Annotated in this window: 20 protein-coding genes; 12 read left to right on the forward strand and 8 right to left on the reverse strand. The window is 61.8% G+C overall.

Annotation, left to right across the window (positions count from 1 at the left end; genetic code table 11):
• Positions 1-112: 112 nt before the first annotated feature.
• A complete protein-coding gene (locus C443_RS12515) occupies positions 113-796 on the forward strand; it encodes an ArsR/SmtB family transcription factor (protein WP_005536781.1) in 684 nt (227 codons plus the stop codon).
• A 56-nt stretch (positions 797-852) separates the two neighbouring features.
• Here C443_RS12515 and C443_RS12520 read toward each other — a convergent pair whose 3' ends face one another.
• Positions 853-1,362 (reverse strand): metallophosphoesterase, encoded by a 510-nt coding sequence (locus C443_RS12520; protein ID WP_005536782.1) that lies wholly within the window; start codon positions 1,360-1,362, stop codon positions 853-855.
• A 66-nt stretch (positions 1,363-1,428) separates the two neighbouring features.
• Here C443_RS12520 and C443_RS12525 point away from each other — a divergent pair, with 66 nt between their 5' ends.
• Entirely contained in the window at positions 1,429-2,400 is a 972-nt protein-coding gene (locus C443_RS12525) for a cation diffusion facilitator family transporter (RefSeq protein ID WP_005536783.1), read from the forward strand.
• Here the strand turns inward: C443_RS12525 and C443_RS12530 are convergent.
• Complete coding sequence (locus C443_RS12530) at positions 2,379-3,131, reverse strand: hypothetical protein (protein ID WP_005536784.1); 753 nt, start codon at positions 3,129-3,131, stop codon at positions 2,379-2,381. The two genes, C443_RS12525 and C443_RS12530, sit on opposite strands and share 22 nt — an antisense overlap.
• Before the next feature lie 76 nt (positions 3,132-3,207).
• Here C443_RS12530 and C443_RS12535 point away from each other — a divergent pair, with 76 nt between their 5' ends.
• The gene (locus C443_RS12535) at positions 3,208-5,385 is read left to right on the forward strand and encodes an ATP-dependent DNA helicase (protein WP_005536785.1); all 2,178 of its coding nucleotides are present in this window, start codon (positions 3,208-3,210) and stop codon (positions 5,383-5,385) included.
• A 151-nt stretch (positions 5,386-5,536) separates the two neighbouring features.
• Positions 5,537-6,160: a hypothetical protein gene (locus tag C443_RS12540; RefSeq protein WP_005536786.1), complete on the forward strand. Its 624-nt coding sequence runs from the start codon at positions 5,537-5,539 to the stop codon at positions 6,158-6,160.
• Positions 6,161-6,549: 389 nt separating this feature from the next.
• Here the strand turns inward: C443_RS12540 and C443_RS12545 are convergent, their stop codons facing one another.
• Entirely contained in the window at positions 6,550-7,029 is a 480-nt protein-coding gene (locus C443_RS12545) for a cupin domain-containing protein (RefSeq protein WP_005536787.1), read from the reverse strand.
• Between the two features lie 65 nt (positions 7,030-7,094).
• Between C443_RS12545 and serB the strand changes: the two genes are divergently transcribed.
• Entirely contained in the window at positions 7,095-7,757 is a 663-nt protein-coding gene (gene serB, locus C443_RS12550) for a phosphoserine phosphatase SerB (RefSeq protein ID WP_268237865.1), read from the forward strand.
• A 272-nt stretch (positions 7,758-8,029) separates the two neighbouring features.
• Here the strand turns inward: serB and C443_RS12555 are convergent, their stop codons facing one another.
• Both C443_RS12555 and C443_RS12560 read right to left on the reverse strand, forming a co-directional pair.
• Complete coding sequence (locus tag C443_RS12555; protein WP_005536789.1) at positions 8,030-9,328, reverse strand: O-acetylhomoserine aminocarboxypropyltransferase/cysteine synthase family protein; 1,299 nt, start codon at positions 9,326-9,328, stop codon at positions 8,030-8,032.
• Between the two features lie 388 nt (positions 9,329-9,716).
• Positions 9,717-11,285, reverse strand: a complete 1,569-nt coding sequence (locus tag C443_RS12560; protein WP_005536790.1) for a DNA-directed DNA polymerase II small subunit — start codon at positions 11,283-11,285, stop codon at positions 9,717-9,719.
• An 88-nt stretch (positions 11,286-11,373) separates the two neighbouring features.
• On the opposite strand from C443_RS12560, the gene C443_RS12565 reads away from it, so the two are divergent.
• On the forward strand, positions 11,374-12,084 hold the full coding sequence (locus C443_RS12565; protein WP_005536792.1) for a S26 family signal peptidase: 711 nt from the start codon (positions 11,374-11,376) through the stop codon (positions 12,082-12,084).
• A 128-nt stretch (positions 12,085-12,212) separates the two neighbouring features.
• On the forward strand, positions 12,213-12,866 hold the full coding sequence (locus C443_RS12570) for a S26 family signal peptidase (RefSeq protein ID WP_005536794.1): 654 nt from the start codon (positions 12,213-12,215) through the stop codon (positions 12,864-12,866).
• A gap of 71 nt (positions 12,867-12,937) precedes the next feature.
• On the opposite strand, the gene C443_RS12575 is transcribed toward C443_RS12570, so the two are convergent.
• A complete protein-coding gene (locus tag C443_RS12575) occupies positions 12,938-14,512 on the reverse strand; it encodes a Cdc6/Cdc18 family protein (RefSeq protein ID WP_005536796.1) in 1,575 nt (524 codons plus the stop codon).
• Positions 14,513-15,447: 935 nt separating this feature from the next.
• Between C443_RS12575 and C443_RS12580 the strand changes: the two genes are divergently transcribed.
• The 4 genes from C443_RS12580 to C443_RS22155 all read left to right on the forward strand — a co-directional run bounded on the left by C443_RS12580 (position 15,448) and on the right by C443_RS22155 (position 17,418).
• Complete coding sequence (locus C443_RS12580; protein WP_004590329.1) at positions 15,448-16,089, forward strand: Era-like GTP-binding protein; 642 nt, start codon at positions 15,448-15,450, stop codon at positions 16,087-16,089.
• A gap of 4 nt (positions 16,090-16,093) precedes the next feature.
• A complete protein-coding gene (locus tag C443_RS12585; protein ID WP_004517591.1) occupies positions 16,094-16,477 on the forward strand; it encodes a DUF2073 domain-containing protein in 384 nt (127 codons plus the stop codon).
• The gene (locus tag C443_RS12590; protein ID WP_005536797.1) at positions 16,477-17,163 is read left to right on the forward strand and encodes an OapC/ArvC family zinc-ribbon domain-containing protein; all 687 of its coding nucleotides are present in this window, start codon (positions 16,477-16,479) and stop codon (positions 17,161-17,163) included. Before C443_RS12585 ends, C443_RS12590 begins: the two co-directional genes overlap by 1 nt.
• A gap of 129 nt (positions 17,164-17,292) precedes the next feature.
• A complete protein-coding gene (locus tag C443_RS22155) occupies positions 17,293-17,418 on the forward strand; it encodes a hypothetical protein (protein ID WP_005536798.1) in 126 nt (41 codons plus the stop codon).
• Between the two features lie 122 nt (positions 17,419-17,540).
• Here the strand turns inward: C443_RS22155 and mdh are convergent, their stop codons facing one another.
• Positions 17,541-18,455 (reverse strand): malate dehydrogenase, encoded by a 915-nt coding sequence (mdh, locus tag C443_RS12595; RefSeq protein ID WP_005536799.1) that lies wholly within the window; start codon positions 18,453-18,455, stop codon positions 17,541-17,543.
• A gap of 127 nt (positions 18,456-18,582) precedes the next feature.
• Here mdh and C443_RS12600 point away from each other — a divergent pair, with 127 nt between their 5' ends.
• Positions 18,583-19,395, forward strand: coding sequence for an Sjogren's syndrome/scleroderma autoantigen 1 family protein (locus C443_RS12600; protein WP_005536801.1), 813 nt, complete (start codon positions 18,583-18,585; stop codon positions 19,393-19,395).
• Here the strand turns inward: C443_RS12600 and C443_RS12605 are convergent.
• On the reverse strand, positions 19,392-21,911 hold the full coding sequence (locus C443_RS12605; RefSeq protein WP_005536802.1) for a DEAD/DEAH box helicase: 2,520 nt from the start codon (positions 21,909-21,911) through the stop codon (positions 19,392-19,394). The genes C443_RS12600 and C443_RS12605 overlap by 4 nt on opposite strands.
• Positions 21,912-21,935 lie beyond the last annotated feature (24 nt).

The following is a 21,935-nucleotide window of genomic DNA, read 5'->3' on the forward strand; positions in this document are numbered from 1 at the left end:
TTCGGGCGTCTACTGTGCGATATTGGAGGGTAAAATACGGGTTTGACCGATAGCTACAACAACCACTGTGCTTTGGCAAAGACTCATAATCCCATAGAACATACAGATAGTCATGTCGTTGCTGCCCTCTCGGGACCCGGCGACCCCGGACGCCGAACCCCGAGTTATCGGTGTCGACAGTGATGACGCGGACGACGTGCTGTCGGCACTCTCGGCAGAAACAGCGCGTAACTTACTGTCAGAGCTAAACAAGGAGCCAGCACCGCCGTCAGAGCTAGCCGACCGGGTGGATACGTCGCTACAAAACGCCCAGTACCACCTGAAGAAACTCAAGAACGCCGGTGCGGTCGAGGTCGTCGACACGGCGTACTCCGAGAAGGGCCGTGAGATGGACGTGTTCGCACCGGCCAACCAGCCACTCGTGATCTGTGCCGGTGACGAACAGGAGACGTCGGGACTCCGGGCAGCGCTGGCGAACATCATCGGCGGTCTCGCGATTATCGGCTTCGCCAGCCTGCTGGTCCAGCAGATATTCGGGAGCGGGCTTGGGTCGCTGTTCGGCGGCCCGACAGTGTCGACCGGGAGTGCGGACACTGGAGCCCGGGACCCGAGTTTCTACGCCGAGAACGCGACTGTGACCGACGGGGGCTTCGAGGCTACTGCGGGCGCACTCGATACCGCCGCACAGGGCGGTGCCGAAGCCGCTGCTGCTGTGATTCCGCCGGGGTTAGCGTTCTTCGCCGGCGGTGCATTTGTCATCGCTGGCATGGCGGCGCTGTGGTATATGCGGCAGTAGCCGCGGATTCGATTCACTGTGACGTGAGTTTTGACGGAAATTACTGTGTTACTGTCTTACCGCTCGACGATAGCCGTCGAGATCGGTGTCCCGTCCGGGGAGCGGAGACGGACGCGAACGTCACCAGCCATCACGTCCAGTTCCGCGTGGGCCGGCTGGTAGCGCCGCGGGTCGGCGTAGCTCCCCGGGTTGACCAGCGTCCAGCCGCCGAAGTCGGCCAGTACGGGTTTGTGTGAGTGACCGACAACGACGATATCGGCGTTTTCCTGCCGAGCCAGCATCCCGAGGGCGGTTTCGGTGTGCTCGTGCCCGTGAACGATGACGATGGTGAGTCCTTCCCAGGAGACGGTCGCAACGTCCGAGAGTCGGTCACGAACTGCCGGTCTGTCGTTGTTCCCAATAACGCCCGTCAGTTCGTTGCATTCAGCTCCGATGGCATCGAGGACTCGCTCGGTCGTGAAGTCACCCGCGTGAAGAACGTGGTCGGCCTCGCGGACAGCATCGAGCGTCCGACCTGACAGTCGATGGTCGTCGGTCCCGTGCGTGTCCGAGATAGCAGTGAGCATACCGGCAGTAGTGGAGCCAGATATAAATCCAGAAGCATTTTGCGTCACGATTGTGACGGAAAAATAATGGCAGGGAGCAAATCAGTCGTCATCGCCGCACTGATAGCCAACGGCGCGATTGCGATCCTGAAGTTCTTCGGCTTCCTCCTGACAGGGAGTGCTGCGATGCTGTCGGAGACGTACCACAGCATCTCAGACACCGGGAATCAGGTGTTTCTGCTCATCGGGATTCGGTTCAGCGAGCGGGAGCGCGACCGGCGCCATCCCTTTGGCTACGGCAAAGCGCAGTTCTTCTACAGCTTTCTCGTCTCCGTGTTCCTGTTCGGCATCGCTGGGTGGGAGAGCGCGAAACACGGCTGGAACGAGCTTACGGCCGGCGGCCACGGCGGCGGTGGACATGCCGGCGAGGCGGTCGAGTTCCTGTTTTTCTCCTTCCAGCCCCCGGCTTGGCTGGACCCGCTGTGGGTCAACTACACGGTCCTCATCGGCGCGTTCGTGTTCGAAACGTACGCGCTGGTAAAGGCCCGCGCAGAGATGAAAAAGCAGATCGACCGGAACGACTGGTCGGGCTACCGCGAGGCCTTCCGCAAGACCAGCGACGTGACAACGCTGACCGCGCTGACTGAGGACACCATCGCGCTCACGGGGATCGTCATCGCGCTGACCGGGTTGGTTCTCGAACAGATGACCGGCAACCCCTTTTTCGACCGGATCTCCGCGCTGCTCATCGGGATTATGCTGATGGGATTTGCCCTAGCGCTGGCCTGGGAGAACAAGCGCCTCCTGCTCGGGGAGAGCCTCCCGGCGGACGAGGAACAGCGCCTCCGTGATGTCATCATGCAAAACGAGCACGTAACCGATATCATCGGCTTCCGAACGGTCTATTTCGGGCCGAATGAGGTTATCGTCTTCGCAGATCTGCAGTTCGACCCGGCACTGGATACGGAAGCGATGGATGACGAGATAACGACCCTCGAATCTGCGATGCAGGACACCAACGGCGATATCAGGAAAGTCTACATTGAGCCAGAGCTGTAGTGGTCGCTCTCTGCAAGCCACCACGGAATCGGGACGCGCTCAATATCGGTCGTGACTGTCACTGTCGTGTCGAGATCTGGCCGATCCGGTCGTCGCTCAGTGTGTTCGACGTATCTGATTACCCCCTGCCGATCGACGTACAGCCGCGACCGTCCGATTTCGGACTCGTTCTCGGTAGTCGGTGTCTCGACCGTATCCGTCGCGGCCAGAACAGCGACAGGTCTTCCGTTCCACCGGAGAGAATCCACCTGCCGATACGCAGTATCCGACAGCAGCTGTCGGAGCAGGTCAACTCCGGCCGGGGAGGCGACCAGCGACGTGTTCGGCGTCGCGTCCCTGGTGGCGTACGGCGTATCGGGGTCGTCGCGGACGTTCGTGTACACTGTCCCGTTGGCGCGGACCACGTCATCCGAGATCGGACCGAACCGCCGTCTGACGCGCGTTACCTCTCGCTCATGGTCGATCCAGACGTCGAGCGTGTTCTGTGGCCCCGCCTGTTCGACGTGGCGGTGGAAGCTCCGAGTCGCCAGCGCCTGCTCGTGACGGTCCAGTAGTCGGTTCATGTCGACCGTCCCGTCGCTGATCGGGACTGAGACTGTCGCCTCCGGCGTGTTAGTGGAGACGGGCGCTGGCGTCACCGGGTCGCTGTCGTCCGCCGTTGGGCCAGCCGGAAAGACGCCGGAACAGCCCGCGAGAAGCGCGATACCGACGGCGAGCGTGACGCGCCACATATGGTTCTGGAGGGGCGCTCGCGGCAAGTAGCTGTGGGGGCGAACCCTTTTGCCGGTGAACGGCCAATCAGGGCACGTGGCAACGACGGACGACGGCTACATGCGATTTTTCCCCTTCGAGGAGCCGTACGACCATCAGCAGGAGGCGATGGGAACGATATACGACGCCCTCGATGAGGGCCGCGACGTGCTGTTCGAAGGGGCCTGCGGGACCGGGAAGACGCTCGCGTCGCTGGTCCCCGCGCTGGAACACGCCCGCGAGACGGGCAAGACCGTCGTCATCACGACGAACGTCCACCAGCAGATGCGGCAGTTCGTCGAGGACGCCAGAGCGATTACCGATCAGGAACGCCTGCGAGCGGTCGTCTTCCGGGGGAAAGGGTCGATGTGTCACATCGACGTGGACTACGAGGAGTGTCAGGCGCTTCGGGACACGACCCGTGATCTGGTGGAGGTCGAGAGCGATATTGCCGAACTCGAACAGCGCGAGGGAGAACTCCTTTCTGACGGGCAGGCTGGCAGCAGCGAGGCGATGGAGGCCCGGAACGCCGTCGTCGAGGAACTCCGGGAACTGCAGGACGAGCGCGAGGAGATCGAAACCGAGCGGTCGACCTGTGACCACTACTACCGGAACCTCACCGTCGACACCAGCGAGTTCTATTCCTGGCTGTTCGACGACGTTCGGACGCCCGACGACGTGTACGAGTACGCCCACCAGCAGGGGCTGTGCGGCTACGAACTGCTGAAAGAGGGGATGGACGGCGTCGACCTCGTGGTGTGTAACTACCACCACCTGCTGGACCCAACGATCCGTGAGCAGTTCTTCCACTGGATCGGCCGCGACCCCGAGGACATCATCGCCGTCTTCGACGAGGCCCACAACGTCGAGTCGGCCGCCCGCGACCACGCCCGGCGGACGCTGACCGAGAACACGCTCGACCAGGCACTCGACGAACTTGACGGCGAGGAAGACGCCCGGACCGACGCCGCGGCCAACGTCATCGAGACGTTCCGGGACGCCCTCGTCGAAGCATACGAGGATTCCTTCGAGTTCGGGGCTCGGGCGGCCGTCGACGAGCACTGGGACGACGTCACCATCGCCAACGACGACCGGAAGGACAACCTGACGCTTGCCTTCCTGCAGGGGTACACCGGCCCCGGCTTCCACGAGGAATTGGACCACGCACTGGACCTCGGCCGGGACCTCGACGCCCGCTACCAGGAAGCGTTCAAAGAAGGGGACCTCGACACCAGAAAAGAGTGCCAGACGCTGCAGGCCGCCGGCTTCATCTCCGACTGGCTCGATGAGACGGACGAGACTGGCCAGTACCCCGTCGTCAGCGTCCGTCGCGACGAATCGACCGACGAGGTGTACGGCCGCGCGGAGCTGTACACCTGTATCCCCGAACAGGTCACCCGCGACCTGTTTTCCGACCTGCACGCGGCGGTACTGATGAGCGCCACGCTCCGCCCCTTCGACGTGACCGAGAACGTCGTCGGCGTCGAGGACCCCGTGACGATGGCCTACGGCGCGCAGTTCCCCGAGGACCGACGCCGGACCTACGCCGTCGACGGCCCGGCGCTGTTTTCCAGCGAACGGGACGACCCACAGACCCAGCAGCGCATCGCGCGCACACTCGAAGACATTGTCCGCTTCACGCCCGGGAACACGCTCGTGTTCTGCCCGTCCTACAGCGAGGCCGAGCGCTACCACGACATGACCGCTGTGAGCGCAACCCGGTATCTGGACAAGCCGGGCACCCAGGCGCGTGACCTCCGGGAAGCCTTTACCGACGGCGACGACGGCGTTCTCTACACCTCGCTGTGGGGGACACTGGGGGAGGGCGTGAGCTACGACGGCGACGACGCCCGGACCGTCGTGGTCGTGGGCGTCCCCTACCCGCACCTCGACGACCGCATGGACGCCGTTCAGGACGCCTACGACGTGGCCTTCGGCGATAGTGAGGGCGACGCGGGCTGGCGCTACGCCGTCGAGATTCCGACAGTCCGGAAAACGAGACAGGCCCTCGGCCGCGTGGTCCGCTCGCCGGACGACTTCGGCGCACGCATCCTACTCGACAAGCGCTACACGGAGGCCGCCGAGATGGAGATGCACGACTACGCCGTCCGCGGGACCTTCCCGCCGGAGGAACGCCGCGAGATGGTCGACATCGGCCCCGAGAAGCTCAAGTTCGCGATGCTGAACTTCTATCAGGACATGGACGCTTACGACGGGCCGCCGCCCAAGCCCTGATCTTCAGACCGCCCAGAGGTAGCTTGTCCCGGAGGTACAGGATAATCTGCTATGGTGTCAGCGTAACTGCAAAGTCATCTGTCTATCGGTAGTCGATATTGGAAGAGAGTTTAATACAAAGACCATTTTTCTAAAATATAGGAGAGTACAAATGGTATTTGGGCTTATCGGACTGCTGTTCAACATCGTCACGTTTCCAGGCATACTCGTGAACGGTATCATCCAGGACGTATTCAACCAGGAGTACAGGGTCCCATCAGCGAGGTTAGCGGTCGACGAGAACGTAAATCTAGACGAGATAGAAAAGACCGAGGAGGCAATGGCGCGAGTTTCGCGGGTCCTCGCTGACGGGGAGGAGCCCGGTGAAGGCGAACGATTAGAAGAGTTCATCAATTATCATGCGGTCACGGAATACCGGACACTGTTCGGTGTCATCCTTGGCCCGTTTGTTGCCACCTCGATCCTGGCGCTAGTGTTGTTCACCGGTGCAGTCGGGCTGGAGATGATGGGTGCTGTCAGTGATGAGAATGGATTGCTCTGGTTCGCATCAATATACCCCGGGTTCGTGGTAGCCGCTCACGCCTTCCCGAACCAGGACCCGACAAACGCACTATGGGATCGATCTCGCGAGACCAGCAGCCTGCTACGGCTCGTCGGCTACCCACTGGCGTTGGTATCAATGCTGTTTAGCCTGCTTGAGTTCCTGTGGATCGACGCACTGTACGCGCTCTTGCTGTACTGGGCTGTCGGGATGCCGCTCGGTGTTGTTGGCTGACCAGCCGAAACTGGATAGTCTGGAACTCACCACACTAAATTCGGAAGAATAGTAGCTGTCTTCACTTTTCACGGCACCCGTTCCAATTCGGAGATGACAGTCCTGCTGGGGGCCTATGTACACGGCTGATGACATAGCTGACAGCACCGAGTGTGCGGTGAACAACGACATCGAGTACGCTGGGATGAAGGTGTACGTCTACGTCGCCTGCGGTATTTTCGGCCGGAGAACGCTACGAGATGGTGGATATCGGCCCCAAAAGGCTCAAATTCGCAATGCTGAATTTCTATCAGGATATGGATGCCTACGACAGCCCGCCACCGAAGCCCTGTGTCCAGGTGGCACCGACTGTTGCAGTTCGGTCCTGTCGCCCGGGTACGACTGCGGGACTAGAGATCTGGTTCGAGTTCGGTGCCACAGTCAGGGCAGATAAGTAGGAACCCCTCGTCAGCCGGTTCCAGCGTGAGGACATCGCTGTCACAGTCAGGGCAGGGCTGTGCAACGCGGCTCTCGGTCGAATTCCTGGGCGCACCGAGTGCCAGCGCGACTACCCGGTCGTCGCTTTCGTTCCGGCCCTGCTGATACTCTCCGGGCGCGAACCGGACGGCTTCGTCGGGACCGACGGTGACCGTCTCACTCTCGCCGGCGGGGTCAGGCCGGTGTTCAAAGGTAGCAGTGCCCTCGACAACGTAGAACACCTCTTCTTGATCGAGGTGTGCGTGCAATCCGCCCGAGAAGGCCTCACCGGGGTCCAGAACATATCGGTTGATTGCAACATCAGTCGTACCCAGCGGGTCTGCAAGCCCGCGGCGATCAACGTCGCCACCCATCGCCTGTGGTTCGATTTCGTCGGCAGAGACGTGCTCCATAGAGGGACAGTAGCAGGGGACGCACAAAAATAGAGAGCCCATCGTTCGACTGGAAACCGGATGTTTTGAAAGCCTCCACGCGAAACTCGCGGGCAATGCTAGTCGCCTTCGACTTCGACGGGACGCTCTCCGATTCGGAGATGACGGTCCTACTCGGGAGCCAGAACGGGACGGCCGAGGACATGGCCGACATCACCGAGCGCGCGATGAACAACGAAATCGAGTACGCCGAGAGCCTCCGCCAGCGGTGTGCGTTGTTGGAGGACCTCCCGGACGAGCAGGCACAGGCGGCCTTCGATGAGGTCGCTCTGCGCCCCGGCGCGGCAGAGGTCATCGAAGCCCTGCGGAACGCCGGCGTCTACGTCGCGATACTCACCGGTGGGTTCGAGCGCGGGGTCGAGGCTGCACTCGAAACAGAGGGGGTCGAGGTCGACGCCATCGTCGCCAACCGACTCCCCGTTGAAGATGGAACGCTGACCGGCGAGGTCCGCGGGCCGCTCATCTCCGGCACCAAGGACGACGCAATGGAGGTCGTGACGGCGGTCACTGGCGAAGACCGAGACACGACCGTCGCCATCGGCGACGGGGCTAACGACCTGCCGATGCTCGAAGTCGCGAACCTGGCTATCGGCTTCGACCCGAAACCGGCCGTCGCGCCGTCGTGTGACACGTCGGTCGAGACGATGGACGAACTGTACGACCTGCTGGAAGCCGAGGAAATCCTGTAGCAACGCCGTCGTTTTTGTCGGTCACTGGTCCGGTCTGTACGCTACACTGTAGACGGAGAACAAACGGGGAGTGGCACGCTCCCCACGGATGCGAGCAATCGTTGTCGGACCAATGACAGAGTATGGTTGAGCGTGAACCGACGCGTGCTCGCAATCGGCGACGGTTCGTTTAACACATAAACTCCTACCGTAATAACCTTGTCGAACGGGTGAATTATTACACTTTTCCAGAGCGTGTGTCCATAGAAATCCGATAGAATATTACGTATCAGTTAGTGAGTTTCCTGTCCGATTGCCTGGTCAAGGTCGGCCTTGATGTCCTCGACGGACTCGGTGCCGACAGAGAGACGAACCATGTCGTCGGTGACGCCGGCGGCGGCCTTTTCTTCGTCCGTGAGTTGCTGGTGGGTGGTCGAGGCCGGGTGGATGATGAGCGTCTTCGCGTCGCCGACGTTTGCCAGGAGGGAGGCGATTTCCGTCGATTCGACGGTCGTTCGGGCGGCGTCGTAGCCCGCTTCGAGGCCAAACGTTATCATACCACCGTAGCCACCGTCGAGGTACTTGCTCGCGGTGTCGTGCGTTTCGTGGTCTTCGAGGCCGGGGTAGGTGACCCACGAGACCTCGGGATGGTCGGCGAGGAACTCGGCGACACCCATCGCGTTGTCGCAGTGGCGGTCCATCCGCGCGGGCAGGGTCTCTAGACCCTGCATAGTCTGCCAGGCGTCGAAGGGCGACTGCTGACAGCCCAGATCACGGAGGCCGCGGGCGATGGCGGCGTAGGTGAAGGCCGCGTCCTCGAACCGCTCCCGGAAGTTGACGCCGTGGTACGCGGGGTTGTCGCCGGCGATTTCGGGGTACTTGTCGGCGTGTTCCTCCCACGGGAAGGAGCCGCCGTCGACAAGAACGCCGCCGACAGTGGTGCCGTGCCCGTGAATCCACTTCGTCGTGGAGTTCCAGACGAGGTCGGCCCCGTGTTCGATTGGGTTGCAGAGGTACGGTGTTGCGAAGGTGTTGTCGACGAAGAAGGGGACGCCGTGGTCGTGGGCGATTTCGGCGAGGCGCTCGAAGTCGGGCGTCACGAGCGACGGATTCCCGATGGTCTCACAGTGGACGTAGGCCGTGTTTTCGTCGATGGCCTCGGCGTAGGCGTCGTAGTCGAGCGTGTCGACAAAGCGGGTCTCGACACCGTTGCGCGGCGCGGTGTGGGTGTAGTAGGTGTAGGTGCCGCCGTACAGCGACGACGCCGTGACGACGTTGTCGCCGACATCCGCGAGCAGGAAGGTTGCGAGGTTCAGCGACGCCATCCCGGAGGCCGTGGCGACCGCGCCGACGCCGCCCTCCAGCGCCGCCAGCCGCTCCTGTAGCATGCCGACGGTGGGGTTCATCAGCCGCGAATAGATGTGGCCCGGCTTTTCCAGTGCGAACTGCTTGGCCGCGTCTTCGGCATCCTCGAAGACGTACGAGGTGGTCTGGTACAGCGGCGGCGCGCGAGAGCGAGCCTCAGCGTCCGGCTCTTCCTGCCCGACGTGCAGCGCGTCGGTTTCGAATCCGTGGTCTTGGTCGTCACTCATACTCTCTCCTTTTACCGGACGGGTCTTAATTGCGCCTCAATCGGTGAGGCCCGCCACTGCTACGAGATACCGGTGATTCTTCGCGCCGTTTCCACAGGATTCGTGGCTGGACGGCCGACGGAGTCGCCGTCGCGCCGCGAGAGAACACACAAACGAGTCTTCCGGCCGGGAGCGAGTGGTGCGACGACTGTCGCACCCGAAGCGACCCGGGGAAGGGCAGGCCTGCGTCAGTCACAGAGAGGCACAATTGGCAAGCATACCGGTCGCCGCAGGCGACCGGTTTCACGCGAATCGCCGTGGGCGATTCGCGCCTTTTTCGCCCACGTTTTTGTACGGGGGTCGAGCGCTCGGCACTGGCGAGCGCGAGGCCCCCGTGGAAAAAGGTGGTTTAGCTGAACTTCCGGACCGTCATATCCAGCGTATCCAGATCCAGAATCGGCGCGAAGCCAGCGTCAGGGTCGATATTGACGCTCTTCTGGAACTCGGTCTGAGCCTGCCAGCAGCCGGAGTTCAGCGCAACCACGTTGTGGTACTCGCCCCAGCCGAGCTTGTGGACGTGGCCGGTGTGGAACACGTCGGGGACCTCCTCCATCACCAGATAGTCGCGGTCCTCGGGAGCGAGTCGGGTGTGGCCCCCGTACTGCGGCGCGACGTGGCGCTTCTTCAGGAGCTGGTACATCGCCTTGTGTGGCTCCTCGTAGCTGGCTTCCTCGTCCGGGAGTTCGGCGATAACTTCGTCGAGCGAGACGCCGTGGTACATCAGCACCGTGACGCCTTCGACAGTGACCAGCGAGGGATTGGAGTGGACCTGCGCGTCGTGGGCACTCATGATGTCCCGGAGCTCCTCGTCGAAGCCCGGCTGTGGTTCGGCCAGCCGAACGGCGTCGTGGTTGCCCGGGATCATCCGGATCTCCATGTCGCCCGGGACTTCCTTGAGGTACTCCGAGAACGCGCGGTACTGGTCGTAGATGTCGATGATGTCCAGCTCCTCGTCCTGCTCGGGATAGATGCCGACGCCCTCGACCATATCGCCGGCGATAAGCAGGTACTCGACAGTTTCGGCTTCGGCGGTGTGGAGCCAGTCGGTAAAGCGATGCCAGGCGTCCTCCATGAACTCCTGGCTCCCGACGTGGACATCTGAGATGAGCGCCGCCTGAACGTGACGGTCAGCGGTCGAAGGGCTGTGCGTTCGGGGCACGTCCGGGAAGTACAGCGAGTCCACGAACAGGATGCCGGCGTCGTCGGCTAGCGTCCCCTCGACGGCGATGACCTCGTCCATGAGCAACTGCTGGACGAGATCGGCGATGGGGCGGTCTTTCATTACCAGACAGGGGAAGGTTCCGTTCGTGTCCTCCAGTTCGACGAGCCAGTGCCCGCTGGCAGTCGAACGGATGTCCGAGACCATCCCGATCAGCGCCGCGTCGCTGCCGCCACCCATGTTCTCGATAGCGTCGGTCGGTCGGTGGTTCACTCTGCCGCGCAGTTTGCTCGCCAGTTTCTCGTAGCGGTCCCGGAACACCGAGACGAAGTCCGAGTACTCCCCAGTCCCAGTTGACTGGCCGGTCATGTCGTTCGCGACCTCGATTGCCCGGAGGGATGTGTCCACGTCTCGTGACCCCCCCGTTTCAGGTGGAGCGGGCGTACCCGGTTCGGTCGACGTGGGTGCGTCTGTTCCAGTTGAAACGGAGGGGTGTGGCTGCGTCGGAGCGCCGGGCGTTTCGGTTTCTGAGTTCGGTTTAGTATCCGGCTCGCTTTTGGCACTTTCTGTCGCTTTAACGACAGACTCGACGTGGTCGGTCGTCAGCTTCAGCGCTTCGTCGGGGAGCGTTTCGAGTGCGCGTTCCAGTGTCGCCGATGGATCTCGAGTGTCGGCGATGCGGGTCACTGCCTCCCGTTCCGCGTTGTAGCCGCGGCTCGCGAGTTCGCTGACGATGCGTGCCGGCGTCTCCAGAGGCACGTTCCACACTCCGTGTCTAAGGGCAAAAGGATAGCGGACCGACGGCCGTCACAAGATTGATACGCCACTATGGGCAATCCGAGATAGAATGGGCCGGGACGAATCGTCACGTAGCACGCCACCAGACGAGACAGAGGAGTCTGTGGACGCCAGCCCGACGTTTCGTCTCAGCCTGTACGTCCGTGACATCGGTACGAGTGTCGGGGCGGTCATGCTCGTCGGCGCGCTCCTGTTTGCCGTCAGCGGGGTGTGGCCTCCGCTTGTCGCTATCGAAAGCGGGAGCATGGAGCCACACATCGACACCGGTGATATGGTGTTTGTCATGGACGCAGAGCGCTTCTCCGAACAGGAGGGCCGTCACGGCGTTGTAACGGCAGCGGAGGGGTCAAAGACCGGATATCGGACCTTTCAGCAGTACGGAGACGTCATCGTCTTCGCACCCAACGGTAACGAGGAGCGAACGCCGATCATCCACCGCTCAATGCTGTGGGTCGATGCTGGCGAGAACTGGTACGACCGGGCAAACCAGACATACATCGGGAACGCGGACAGTTGCGACGAACTTCGGAACTGTCCAGCTCCCCACTCCGGATTCATCACGAAAGGTGACAACAAAGTGACTAACACTAAATACGATCAGGTCACCGGAGCGAGTACCGTTGTCCGGCCGGAGTGGGTCATCGGAACCGGGACCTTCCGAATCCCACGTCTCGGGTACGTTCGGGTCCAGCCGTCCCAACTATGGCACACCTCAGTGTCGATACCGATGGGAGAAGCTTCAGTACCGGCAGCGAGCTGAGCAAACCGGACGGGAGCGTTCGGTCCAACAACAGAAAGTTGATTGGCCGCCTCCGAGTATTCGTGGTACGAATGGCCGGGTCAGACCGTCGGTCGTCGGATGGAGACGAAACCGAGGGACCGGGAGGGATGATGTACGTGGCCGATATCGTCAGTAGCGCCGGCTCAGTCCTGCTTGTCGGGGTGTTGCTGTTCGCTGTCAGCGGTGTGTGGCCCCCGCTCGTCGCTATCGAAAGCCCGAGCATGGACCCCCATATTAAGGAAGGCGACCTCGTGTTCGTGATGGAAGAGAAGCGGTTCTCCGGCCCAGGCGATCACGGGGGTGTCGTTACCGCCGCGAATGACGAGAGCTATCGGACGTTCCAGCAACCGGGCGACGTTATCGTGTACGAGCCTGACGGTAACAGCCGACAAACGCCGATCATTCACCGAGCGATGCTGTGGGTCGATGCCGGGGAGAACTGGTACGACCGGGCGAACAAGGACTACATCGGCAGTGCCGACAGCTGTGACGAGCTCAGCTCCTGTCCGGCCGACCACGCCGGCTTCGTCACCAAAGGCGACAACAACGGCCGGTATGACCAGGTCGGCTCCAACCCCATCAGCGAACCGGTCAAACCCGGCTGGGTCGTCGGGACCGCAGAGATACGGGTCCCGTTGCTGGGCCAGGTTCGACTCCAGTGGAACAAGGCCGGAGCAACTGATGTGGTAACGGACGAGGCGGGCCCGACGGTGACGAACGAAACAGGACCCACAGCGGCGAACGGAACCGCAGCCGAATAGCTCGTCTCTCTCGAATGGGATCGTTTCACCTGGAACGGCGGAGACCGTCGAATGCTAATACAATCGGCAGCTCAGTTGTCGAACCGGGCCTGAACGAACGGCTGGACGTCGTCGATGTCGCCGAGTCGCGAATCAGACAGAAGCACTGCCTCCGTCTCTTCTGTTGGAACGGACAGCGAGATTTCTTTCGTCCGGCCGTAGCGGCCCTTCGAGACGACGACAGCGTTGACGATGCCGAGCATATCTAGTTCCGAGATGAGATCAGTGACGCGGCGCTGGGTCAGGATATCGGCGTCGATCTCCTCACAGAGGTTCTTGTAGATGTTGAACACCTCGCCGGTGTTGATGTTGTGGACGCCGTTCTTTTCCAAGAGAATGATCGCAAAGAGGACAATTTTCGACTGCGTGGGCAGTGTCCGAACGACTTCCACAACACGGTCGAGTTCGATCTTCTCCTGAGCCTGCCGAACGTGGTCTTCGAGGACGTTGTCCGTCTGGTCACGCTCGGCGAGTTCGCCAGCAGTCCGGAGGAGGTCGAGCGCCCGACGTGCGTCCCCATGTTCCTGTGCGGCAAAGGCCGCACACAGCGGGATGACGTCCTCAGTGAGCGCGTCGCCTTTGAACGCCACGTCCGAGCGTGCCTGCAGGATGTCCCGGAGCTGGTTCGCGTCGTAGGGGGGGAAGACGATCTCCTCCTCGCCGAGACTTGATTTGACCCGGGGGTCGAGGAAATCGGTGAACTTCAGATCGTTCGAGATACCCATAATCGAGACCCGGGAGTTCTCCAGTTCGGAGTTCATCCGGGAGAGGTTGTACAGGGTATCGTCGCCGCTTTTTTCGACGAGCTTGTCGATCTCGTCGAGCATGATGACGACCACGCGCTCGTGGTAGTCGACAGCATCGAAAAAAGAACTATAAACCCGATCTGTTGGCCACCCCGTCATCGGAACTTCCTCGAACTCCGACTTATCCGCTTCCAGCGACTCGATTTCAGTTTCGACAGCATCGAGAGAGTCGAACGCCGTCTCTTCGAGTGCAGCCGTGTTCTCGCGTGCGCGTGACCGGATGTCTTCGAGTTCGGCAATGCGGTCGTCGATGAGCTGGGCGTTCTTGTCGATGAACTTGTTCGCGAGCTGGGCTAGCACGCGGTACTGGGTGTCGGTCACCTCGCAGTTGATGTACTCGACCTCACAGGGGACCTCGTACTTCTGTGAAGTCGTTTCGAGTTCCTCGCTGACGAACTTCGCGGACGCGGTTTTCCCCGTTCCCGTCTTGCCGTAAATGAGGATGTTCGACGGCGTATCACCGCGCAAGGCAGTGACGAGAATCGTCGCCATGTTGTTGATCTGCTCCTCGCGGTGGGGAAGTTTGTGCGGCGTGTACGAGGGGCGAAGGACCTCCTTGTTCTCGAAAATGGGTTCTCCTTCGAGAAGGTCATCGAACAGGCCACGGGACGCCTCGTCGGAGGGGTCGTCAGACCCAGCATCAAGATTGTCAAGAATAACATCATCGAGATCTGACGGCCCGGTCGATGTCCCAGGGTCCGTTTCGGCGTCGAGTTGTCCGTCGGACCCGTCAGCATCGTTCGACGTCTCTGTTGTCGACGGATCGGATGCCGGGGCCGGATTGTTGCTTTCGTCAGTCATAGTCGATCAAGAGGGTCCCCTTCGTTTCGTGTGGAGCGAGTTGGAGACACCGGAACAGAGGGAGCGAGGAGTGCGTCAGTACCGTTGTTAGTGAGCATCAGCGCTCTCCGGTGCGTCCAGTTGAACCACATGAACCGTACCGTGATTCGATATTAAATATTTCGGTACACTACCCATGAAACATATATGTTTATAATTTTATAATTCTGCCGCATGAGTACTGTTGTCCTAAAGAGGACTATAGCTTCAGTCTCACTGGGGCCGGACGGACATGGAACGGCAGGACAGTGAGGGGGGGCGGAAGGAAGCCATGGAGTGATTCCGAGTGCTGGTACGCTATGTGAACATGAGTGATACCACGGAAGAACGGACTCGCAAGACAAAGCGACCGTAACGGGCCAACCCCCCCACCCCTTCGTTTCCGGTGGAACGGGAAACAGGCCCGGGGGGAGGGGGTGAGGGGACCGAGAATGTTCTCTAGCGAAGAGAAAGATTTAATATACTATCTCATAAACCAAACCCGTACTACGTCAAACAAATGTCTAACAGGGGTTAGTGTACAGTTTTCTAGTGTATAGACCGTTCTAACTAGTAGTATCACGAGTCGCGCCGATCTGAATAGTTGGTCCGCTCCCGATTTGACCGGTAATTCTCCAACCCCTCCCCAGGGGTGTGCGTCGTTCCACCTGAAACGAAGGGGTGGGGGGCTAGGATGGTACACCCCAATCCGAATCGTCTGGTTTCGGATGATCAGACTCCACCCGAACAACTCCCCCCAACCGTACCGGACCCGTAGCAACGCCTGCACGCTGATCTATGCTATGCTTCACCATGTCAGAAAAAAGACTAATGTCTGACGTAGGCTTAAGTGAATTCGCCTATCTTTTACGGTCAGAGCCGCCATACCGGACGACTCCGGGCGGCGGGAGGATAGGATGGGATTGTTAACAAACCTCAAAGATAGTATCTCACGCGCGGCATCGACGCTGTTCTCCGAAGAGGATCCAAAGCGAATCGGCATCTACGGCCCGCCGAACGCCGGCAAGACGACGCTGGCAAATCGCATCGCACGGGACTGGACTGGCGACGCTGTCGGTCCGGAGAGTCACGTTCCACACGAGACTCGTCGTGCGCGCCGAAAGGAGAACGTCGAAATCGAACGCGACGGGAAGAAAGTGACAATCGACATCGTCGACACCCCGGGCGTGACGACGAAGGTCGACTACACCGAATTCCTTGAACATGACATGGAGAAAGACGACGCCGTCCGTCGCTCCCGCGAAGCGACCGAGGGTGTCGCCGAAGCGATGCACTGGCTCCGCGAGGACGTCGACGGCGTTATCTACGTCCTTGACTCCGCGACTGATCCGTTCACGCAGGTCAACACCATGCTCATCGGGATCATCGAGAGTCAGGACCTTCCTGTGTTGATCCTCGCAAACAAGATCGATCTGGAGGAATCCTCCGTCCAGCGCATCCGAAACGCCTACCCCCAGCACGAGACGATTCCGCTGTCGGCGCTCGAGGGCGACAACATGGACGAAGTCTACGACAAAATCGCGGAGTACTTCGGGTGATATAATGGCAGAAGTCAAAGACCCAGACGACGGCGTCCAGATCGACCTCATCAGTGGCGAACGCATGGCCGGACTGGCCTCGATGGAGAAGATACGGATGATTCTTGACGGGGTTCGTGACGGCAACATCGTCATCCTCGAAGAGGGACTCTCACCCGACGAGGAGTCCCGCCTGATCGAAGTGACGATGACGGAGATCAGCCCCGACGAGTTCAACGGCATCGAAATCGAGACCTACCCCAAGTCCGAGGCTGCCGACGCTAGCATCCTCGACCGGCTGATGGGCAAACAGTCGACCCAGAAGCTGACAGTCATCGGGCCGGCGAACCAGATAGAGACGCTCCACAAGGACGAAACGCTCATCAGCGCCCTCGTCTCCCGGAAATAATGCCCCACCAGTGTACGGAGTGTGGCCGTGGCTTCGACGACGGGTCGAAGGAGATGCTCTCGGGCTGTCCCAACTGCGGCGGGAACAAGTTCCAGTATCAGCCCGAGGGGGCCGACATCTCCGAGACGCCGGATGCGGAGCCACCGGAACCACCGGGACCTGACAGCACTGTCGCTCGTACCGTCGGCAAGACCGCCGCTTCGGTACGTGACTTTGTCAGTGGCTCCGCTGCGGACGGCGACCGTCCCGCCGAGCAGTCCCACCTTGACGCCGACCGGGCCGCTGACTCACAGCCGAGTGATCCATCCCGAACTCCCGACTCGCCGTCGACCGAACCCGACCGCACGTCGCCGACTGAGGATTCGGCCCAGGCAAGTGCCCGCGGCGATGTCGTCGAGCCGGACGAACTCCCATCCGACGTGCCGTCCGCGTCCGAATCTGAACACCAGTTCCGCCCTGTCGGTGCAGACCCTGACCCACCAGCGGAACCAGACCGGGAGGACCGTCCCGATCTGGAGGAACTGCGTGCTGAACTCAACGACCAGTTCGAGTCGATCAAGGTACTGGAACCGGGCCAGTACGAACTGAACCTGATGGAACTGTACGACCGCGAGGAGTACATCATCGCACTGCAGGAAGACGGCCACTACTCGATTCAGGTCCCAGAAACCATCCGTTCCGAGTGATCGACGCGGGCCTCTCGTTTTATTGATCCGCTGATCCCGAATTACCCTGTAGAACGGCTGCACACACCATTGAGTATCAACGCGGGCACAACCATTATATAATATGCCGTGGATGCTTCGGATAACGCCATGAGCCACCGAGAACTCACGACATCGGACTCACACCTCGAAGAGTGGGCGTCACTCCTCGGTGCTGATATCGATGACGACGGGCGCGACAGCGATCTGCTTGACGACCAGGACGAACCCGCATAACGGGCGCGGTTCGTCGTGAGTGCGACTCGCAGTTACAGCTACGTCTCTCACCCCGATAGCGGAGTAAAAAGGCAGTTCGGGACCGACGCCACCTCGAACCCTGGCAGCATCGATCAACCGGGTTACGAGATCTTGTCGTACTGGTCGGAGAGCTTCTCGGCGGCGTCGGCCATCAGGTCCTGCTCGTAGTCGTCGAGGTCCCACTCGACGATCTCTTCGACGCCGTTGCTCCCGAGACGGACTGGGACACCGAAGGCAGTATCCTCGTGCCCGAACTCGCCCTCTAGCTTGACCGAGGCCGGCAGCACTTCGCCGGTATCGTGGAGGATGGCTTCGACCATGTGTGCGACGCCGCGTGCCGGGCCCCACTCGGTCGCGCCCTTGCGCTCGATGACGTCCATCGCCGATTCCTGCAGGTCGCCCAGCAACTGTTCCTTCTCATCGTCGCTGAACTCGGGGTCAGTGCCGTCGACGCGGACCTTCGAGAACACGGGGACCTGTGCGTCGCCGTGTTCCCCGAGAATCGTTCCTTCGACGTTCTGGACCGGGGCGTCGAACTCCTCGCTCAGGACGTAGCGGAACCGCGCGGAGTCCAGCCGGCCGCCGAAGCCGATGACTTGCTCGCGCGAGCGGTCGCCGGCCTCGTAGAGGTGGCGGTTGAGCAGGTCGACGGGGTTCGAGGTGGTCAGCGAAATGTAGTCGTCGTTGTGTTCGTCCAGCGAGGACTGGATGTCCTCCATGATAGGTGCGTTGTCGCCAGCGAGGTCGATTCGTGTCTGGCCCGGCTGGCGGGGAATCCCAGCCGTAATGACGACCACGTCCGAGCCGGCGGTGTCCTCGTAGCCGCCCTGGCGGACGCGCGTGTTCGAATCGTAGGCGATGCCGTGGTTCGTGTCGGCCGCCTGCCCGACAGTGTCGTCTTCCTTGTCCGGGATATCGACGAAGACGACCTCGTCAGCGATGTCACGGAGCGCGATGTTGTACCCTGCGGCTGCGCCGACCGTACCGGCTGCGCCGACTACGCTTACCTTTGTCATACCATTCGAAAAGGCTCGGGCGCGAACGTTAAACGTGTCGAAACCCCGATTCCGCCGCGTATCGTTCAGGCAGTATCGACGTCTCGCACCCGTAAACTGTTTTCAGCCCCGTGGCGTTGTGACACGTATGAGCGACTTCGACAAGGAAGCCGAACGCGAGAAACTCCGCGAGAAGTTCGAGCAAGAGGAGGACAACCGGGCGGCGACCGAGCAGATGAGCGAACTCCTGTTGAAGGGCGCGACGATGACGAACGCCCACTGCAGCGACTGTGGCGACCCCATCTTCCGCTACGACGGCCAGGAGTTCTGCCCGACCTGCCAGAAGCCGGTCGCTCGCGACACGCAGGCAAACGGCGCTGATCCGTCGGCTACCGACGAACAGGGGGGCCAGGCCGAAGACGGTGACCAGATCGAGGTTGCCGACCCCAGCGACGAAGCCCGCGTTCAGTTCGGCGATGCTGACGAGGAGCCAGCCGAGAGTGCGGCGGACACGCTAGACGAACCCACAGACCAGGCGACCGCACACACTCAGGACGACACCGCTTCACAGTCGCCCTCTGAAGCGGCGGCGTCGACACCCGACTCGGCCGTTCCACCCGAAGCGGGGGGTGACCAGTCTACCCAGCCGTCCGATCACTCGGAACCAGCGCCACAGACTGCTCGAACGGGTGCTTCGTCGGAGCCTAGCGGCCGAACTCCAAACAACCAGCCGCGTGGGACACCGACACAGAACCCCCCTGTTTCCGCTCGACAGACTCAGTCGACCGATAGTCACACGGACGATATCTCGGCGAACATGGATGCGGCATCGGCGTCACTGGCCGAAACCGCTCGCCGCTTCGCCGAGCGCGCCGCGGCGACCGAGAACCCACGCGAGGCTCGCGAACATCTGCAGGCAGCACGAGAAGCGGCGGAAGCGCTCGGTGCGGTACGGTTCTAAGGCTCGTAGTCGCTGGCGATGACTTTCCGAATCCGGTCGGCGGTCACGTCGCCGATGCCGGACACCTCCAGCAGGTCGTCTTTGTCGGCGGTCATCACCGCCTCGACGCTGCCGAAGGCTTCCAGCAGCGTGCGGGCGGTCACCGGTCCGACTTCGGCGATGGAGGCGACGACGTACTCCTGTTGTTCGGGGAGTGTCTTCGACTGTTTCTCGCCGTGGACACTCACCTCGCGGTCGGCCACCTCCTGTTCCCGTCCGGCGATGACTTCCAGCAGGTCGGCGGTCTCGTCCTCGTCGCTGGTCCGGAGGACGCTCGCGCCGAAATCGACCGCCAGCGACGCGAGCGCCCCCTGAATCGCCTTGTGATGGACGTTTCGTGCGCCGAAGAGGTCCTCGCCTTCGATGATGACGACGGGCCGGCCGTAGTTGCGCGTGGCGTCTCCGACCTGCTCGAACATCGACCGGTCCCCGCCAGTCAGCGTGTCCATGAAGTCAGCGACGGTCTTTCGCTCGACGACCACGCGGTCCGAGAGGACGTAATCGCCGACGGCCAGCGTTTCAAGTCGGGTCTCGATCCCGTCCCGTGTCGAGAGGTCTCGGGCGATGTTCGAGTCGAGTTCCCGCTGGTCGGCGACGATTTCGACGGGATCGTCCTCGTCGTCGCGGCCGGCGGTGGCGACCGTTCCTTCGTCGTCGGTCTCCCCGTCTCCCTCGTCGCCAGCCCCTCCGTCTCCCTCGCCACCACCCTCCTCGTCGTCTGGCGCAGACGACTCCGCCGCGAAGGCGTCCAGCCCGGCTTGGCCGTCCCCGTCGCCGTTCTCATCGGCAGACGTGTTAGCTGTGCTACCCCTCCCGTTTCCAGTGGAACCCGACTGCCGTGTGGCGGTTTCCGCTTCGTCGGTTCCACCCGAAGCGTCCCCCTCGGCGTCCTCGTACTCGTCGAGACCGGTCTGGTCGAGACGGGCCTCCAGTTCGCCGGCGACGCTTTTGAGTTCGTTCAGCTCACGTTTCATCCGCTTCTGGTCGTTCCGAGCCTTCCAGAAATACGCCTCGTCACGGGTGTCCTCGGCCAGCAGGACGACGACGCGGCCCTCGGCCTGTCGTCCGGTCCGCCCCTTCCGCTGGATGGCTCGAATCGCGGTCGGGACCGGCTCGTAGAACAGCACGAGGTCGACCTCTGGCACGTCCAGCCCCTCCTCGGCGACGGATGTCGAGACGAGCACCTCGAACTCGCCGTTGCGGAACCGGTCCAGCGTCTCCTGTTGCTGGGTCTGTGTCATCCCCTCGCTGCCGTCGGTGTCGCTCTGGCCGACGAACTTCTGCGTCGTGAAGTGGTCCGAGAGGAAGTCGACGAGCGTCTCAGCCGTATCGCGCGACTCCGTGAACACGATGACACGCTCACCGTTCTCGATACCGAGCGTCTCCGCGAGCAACATCCGGGTCTGGCGGAACTTCGGGTGGAGGTCGTCGTAGGACTCGGCTTTCCGCATCGCTTCGCGGACCTTCGGCTCGCTGACCAGGCGCTGGTCGGCCTTCGACGCCCCGGAAGAGCGGGCGGCTTCCTTCAGGCGCTCGAAGTACCGTCGCAGGGACTCGACGCTCTGTGTCTCGACGTACGTGACGGCGGTCCGGAGCTTCCGGACCTCCGCGAGCAGGCTCATCCCCTGATACCCCTCGCTCTGGTCGTTGTTCATCAGGTCCCGGAGCTGCCCCTGAATCTGCTGGATTTCGCGCTCGGAGATGTCCGCCGAGGACTTGTTCGTCACCCCGAGTTCTTTCAACTGCGACAGGCGGTCTTTGATGACTTCGTTGATGGCGTCACGGATCTCGACGACGACTTCCGGGAGTTCGATGCGGTTCCAGTCGACTCTGGTGTCGTGGGTGTACTCGGCCACGTCAGCGTCGTCTTCGGTCATCACCGCGACATCAGACAGGCCGAGGTTCTCACACACTTCGAGGATGGCTTCTTCCTCGTCGCCGGGGGAGGCGCTCATCCCCGTCACCAGCGGGTTCTCGGCGTCGGCGTGGTAGCGGTCAGCGATGTAGTTGTAGGCGTAGTCGCCGGTCGCCCGGTGGCACTCGTCGAAGGTACAGTGGGTCACGTCAGCTAGGGAGATGCGGTTGCCCACGAGGTCGTTCTCGACGACCTGCGGCGTTGCGATGACGATGCGGGCGTCCTCCCAGAGTTCGGCTCGGTCGTCGGGTCGGACCTCGCCGGTGAACACGACGACGTCCTCATCATCCAGTTCGAGTGCCTCACGGTAGAACTCGGCGTGTTGCTGCACCAGCGGCTTCGTCGGGGCCAGCATGAGGGATTTTCCGCCGACGGCGTTGAGCCGCTCAGCGGTCACCAGCAGCGAGACGGTCGTCTTGCCCAGTCCGGTCGGTAGACAGACGAGCGTGTGGCCAGCGCTCGCCGTCTCCGCCAGTTCGGTCTGGTAGCGGCGGTTCTCCAGAAACTCCGACGTCACCAGTGGGCGTTCGACGTGTTCGCCACCGGCGTCGGTGGTCGCCATTACCCACGCGTTTGTCCCGGCGGT

This window comes from Haloarcula argentinensis DSM 12282 (assembly GCA_000336895.1).
Classification (GTDB): Archaea; Halobacteriota; Halobacteria; order Halobacteriales; family Haloarculaceae; genus Haloarcula; species Haloarcula argentinensis.

What these genes read in the sequence shown, in the direction of transcription:
- mdh (WP_005536799.1), bottom strand. Translation starts at nt 18,455, where the DNA reads ATGACAAAGGTAAGCGTAGTCGGCGCAGCCGGTACGGTCGGCGCAGCC.
- C443_RS12565 (WP_005536792.1), top strand. Translation starts at nt 11,374, where the DNA reads ATGGGCCGGGACGAATCGTCACGTAGCACGCCACCAGACGAGACAGAG.
- C443_RS12570 (WP_005536794.1), top strand. Translation starts at nt 12,213, where the DNA reads ATGATGTACGTGGCCGATATCGTCAGTAGCGCCGGCTCAGTCCTGCTT.
- C443_RS12545 (WP_005536787.1), bottom strand. Translation starts at nt 7,029, where the DNA reads ATGGAGCACGTCTCTGCCGACGAAATCGAACCACAGGCGATGGGTGGC.
- C443_RS12590 (WP_005536797.1), top strand. Translation starts at nt 16,477, where the DNA reads ATGCCCCACCAGTGTACGGAGTGTGGCCGTGGCTTCGACGACGGGTCG.
- C443_RS12605 (WP_005536802.1), bottom strand. Translation starts at nt 21,911, where the DNA reads ATGGCGACCACCGACGCCGGTGGCGAACACGTCGAACGCCCACTGGTG.
- C443_RS12540 (WP_005536786.1), top strand. Translation starts at nt 5,537, where the DNA reads ATGGTATTTGGGCTTATCGGACTGCTGTTCAACATCGTCACGTTTCCA.
- C443_RS12520 (WP_005536782.1), bottom strand. Translation starts at nt 1,362, where the DNA reads ATGCTCACTGCTATCTCGGACACGCACGGGACCGACGACCATCGACTG.
- C443_RS12600 (WP_005536801.1), top strand. Translation starts at nt 18,583, where the DNA reads ATGAGCGACTTCGACAAGGAAGCCGAACGCGAGAAACTCCGCGAGAAG.
- C443_RS12555 (WP_005536789.1), bottom strand. Translation starts at nt 9,328, where the DNA reads ATGAGTGACGACCAAGACCACGGATTCGAAACCGACGCGCTGCACGTC.
- C443_RS12580 (WP_004590329.1), top strand. Translation starts at nt 15,448, where the DNA reads ATGGGATTGTTAACAAACCTCAAAGATAGTATCTCACGCGCGGCATCG.
- C443_RS22155 (WP_005536798.1), top strand. Translation starts at nt 17,293, where the DNA reads ATGAGCCACCGAGAACTCACGACATCGGACTCACACCTCGAAGAGTGG.
- C443_RS12530 (WP_005536784.1), bottom strand. Translation starts at nt 3,131, where the DNA reads ATGTGGCGCGTCACGCTCGCCGTCGGTATCGCGCTTCTCGCGGGCTGT.
- C443_RS12515 (WP_005536781.1), top strand. Translation starts at nt 113, where the DNA reads ATGTCGTTGCTGCCCTCTCGGGACCCGGCGACCCCGGACGCCGAACCC.
- C443_RS12575 (WP_005536796.1), bottom strand. Translation starts at nt 14,512, where the DNA reads ATGACTGACGAAAGCAACAATCCGGCCCCGGCATCCGATCCGTCGACA.
- C443_RS12585 (WP_004517591.1), top strand. Translation starts at nt 16,094, where the DNA reads ATGGCAGAAGTCAAAGACCCAGACGACGGCGTCCAGATCGACCTCATC.
- C443_RS12525 (WP_005536783.1), top strand. Translation starts at nt 1,429, where the DNA reads ATGGCAGGGAGCAAATCAGTCGTCATCGCCGCACTGATAGCCAACGGC.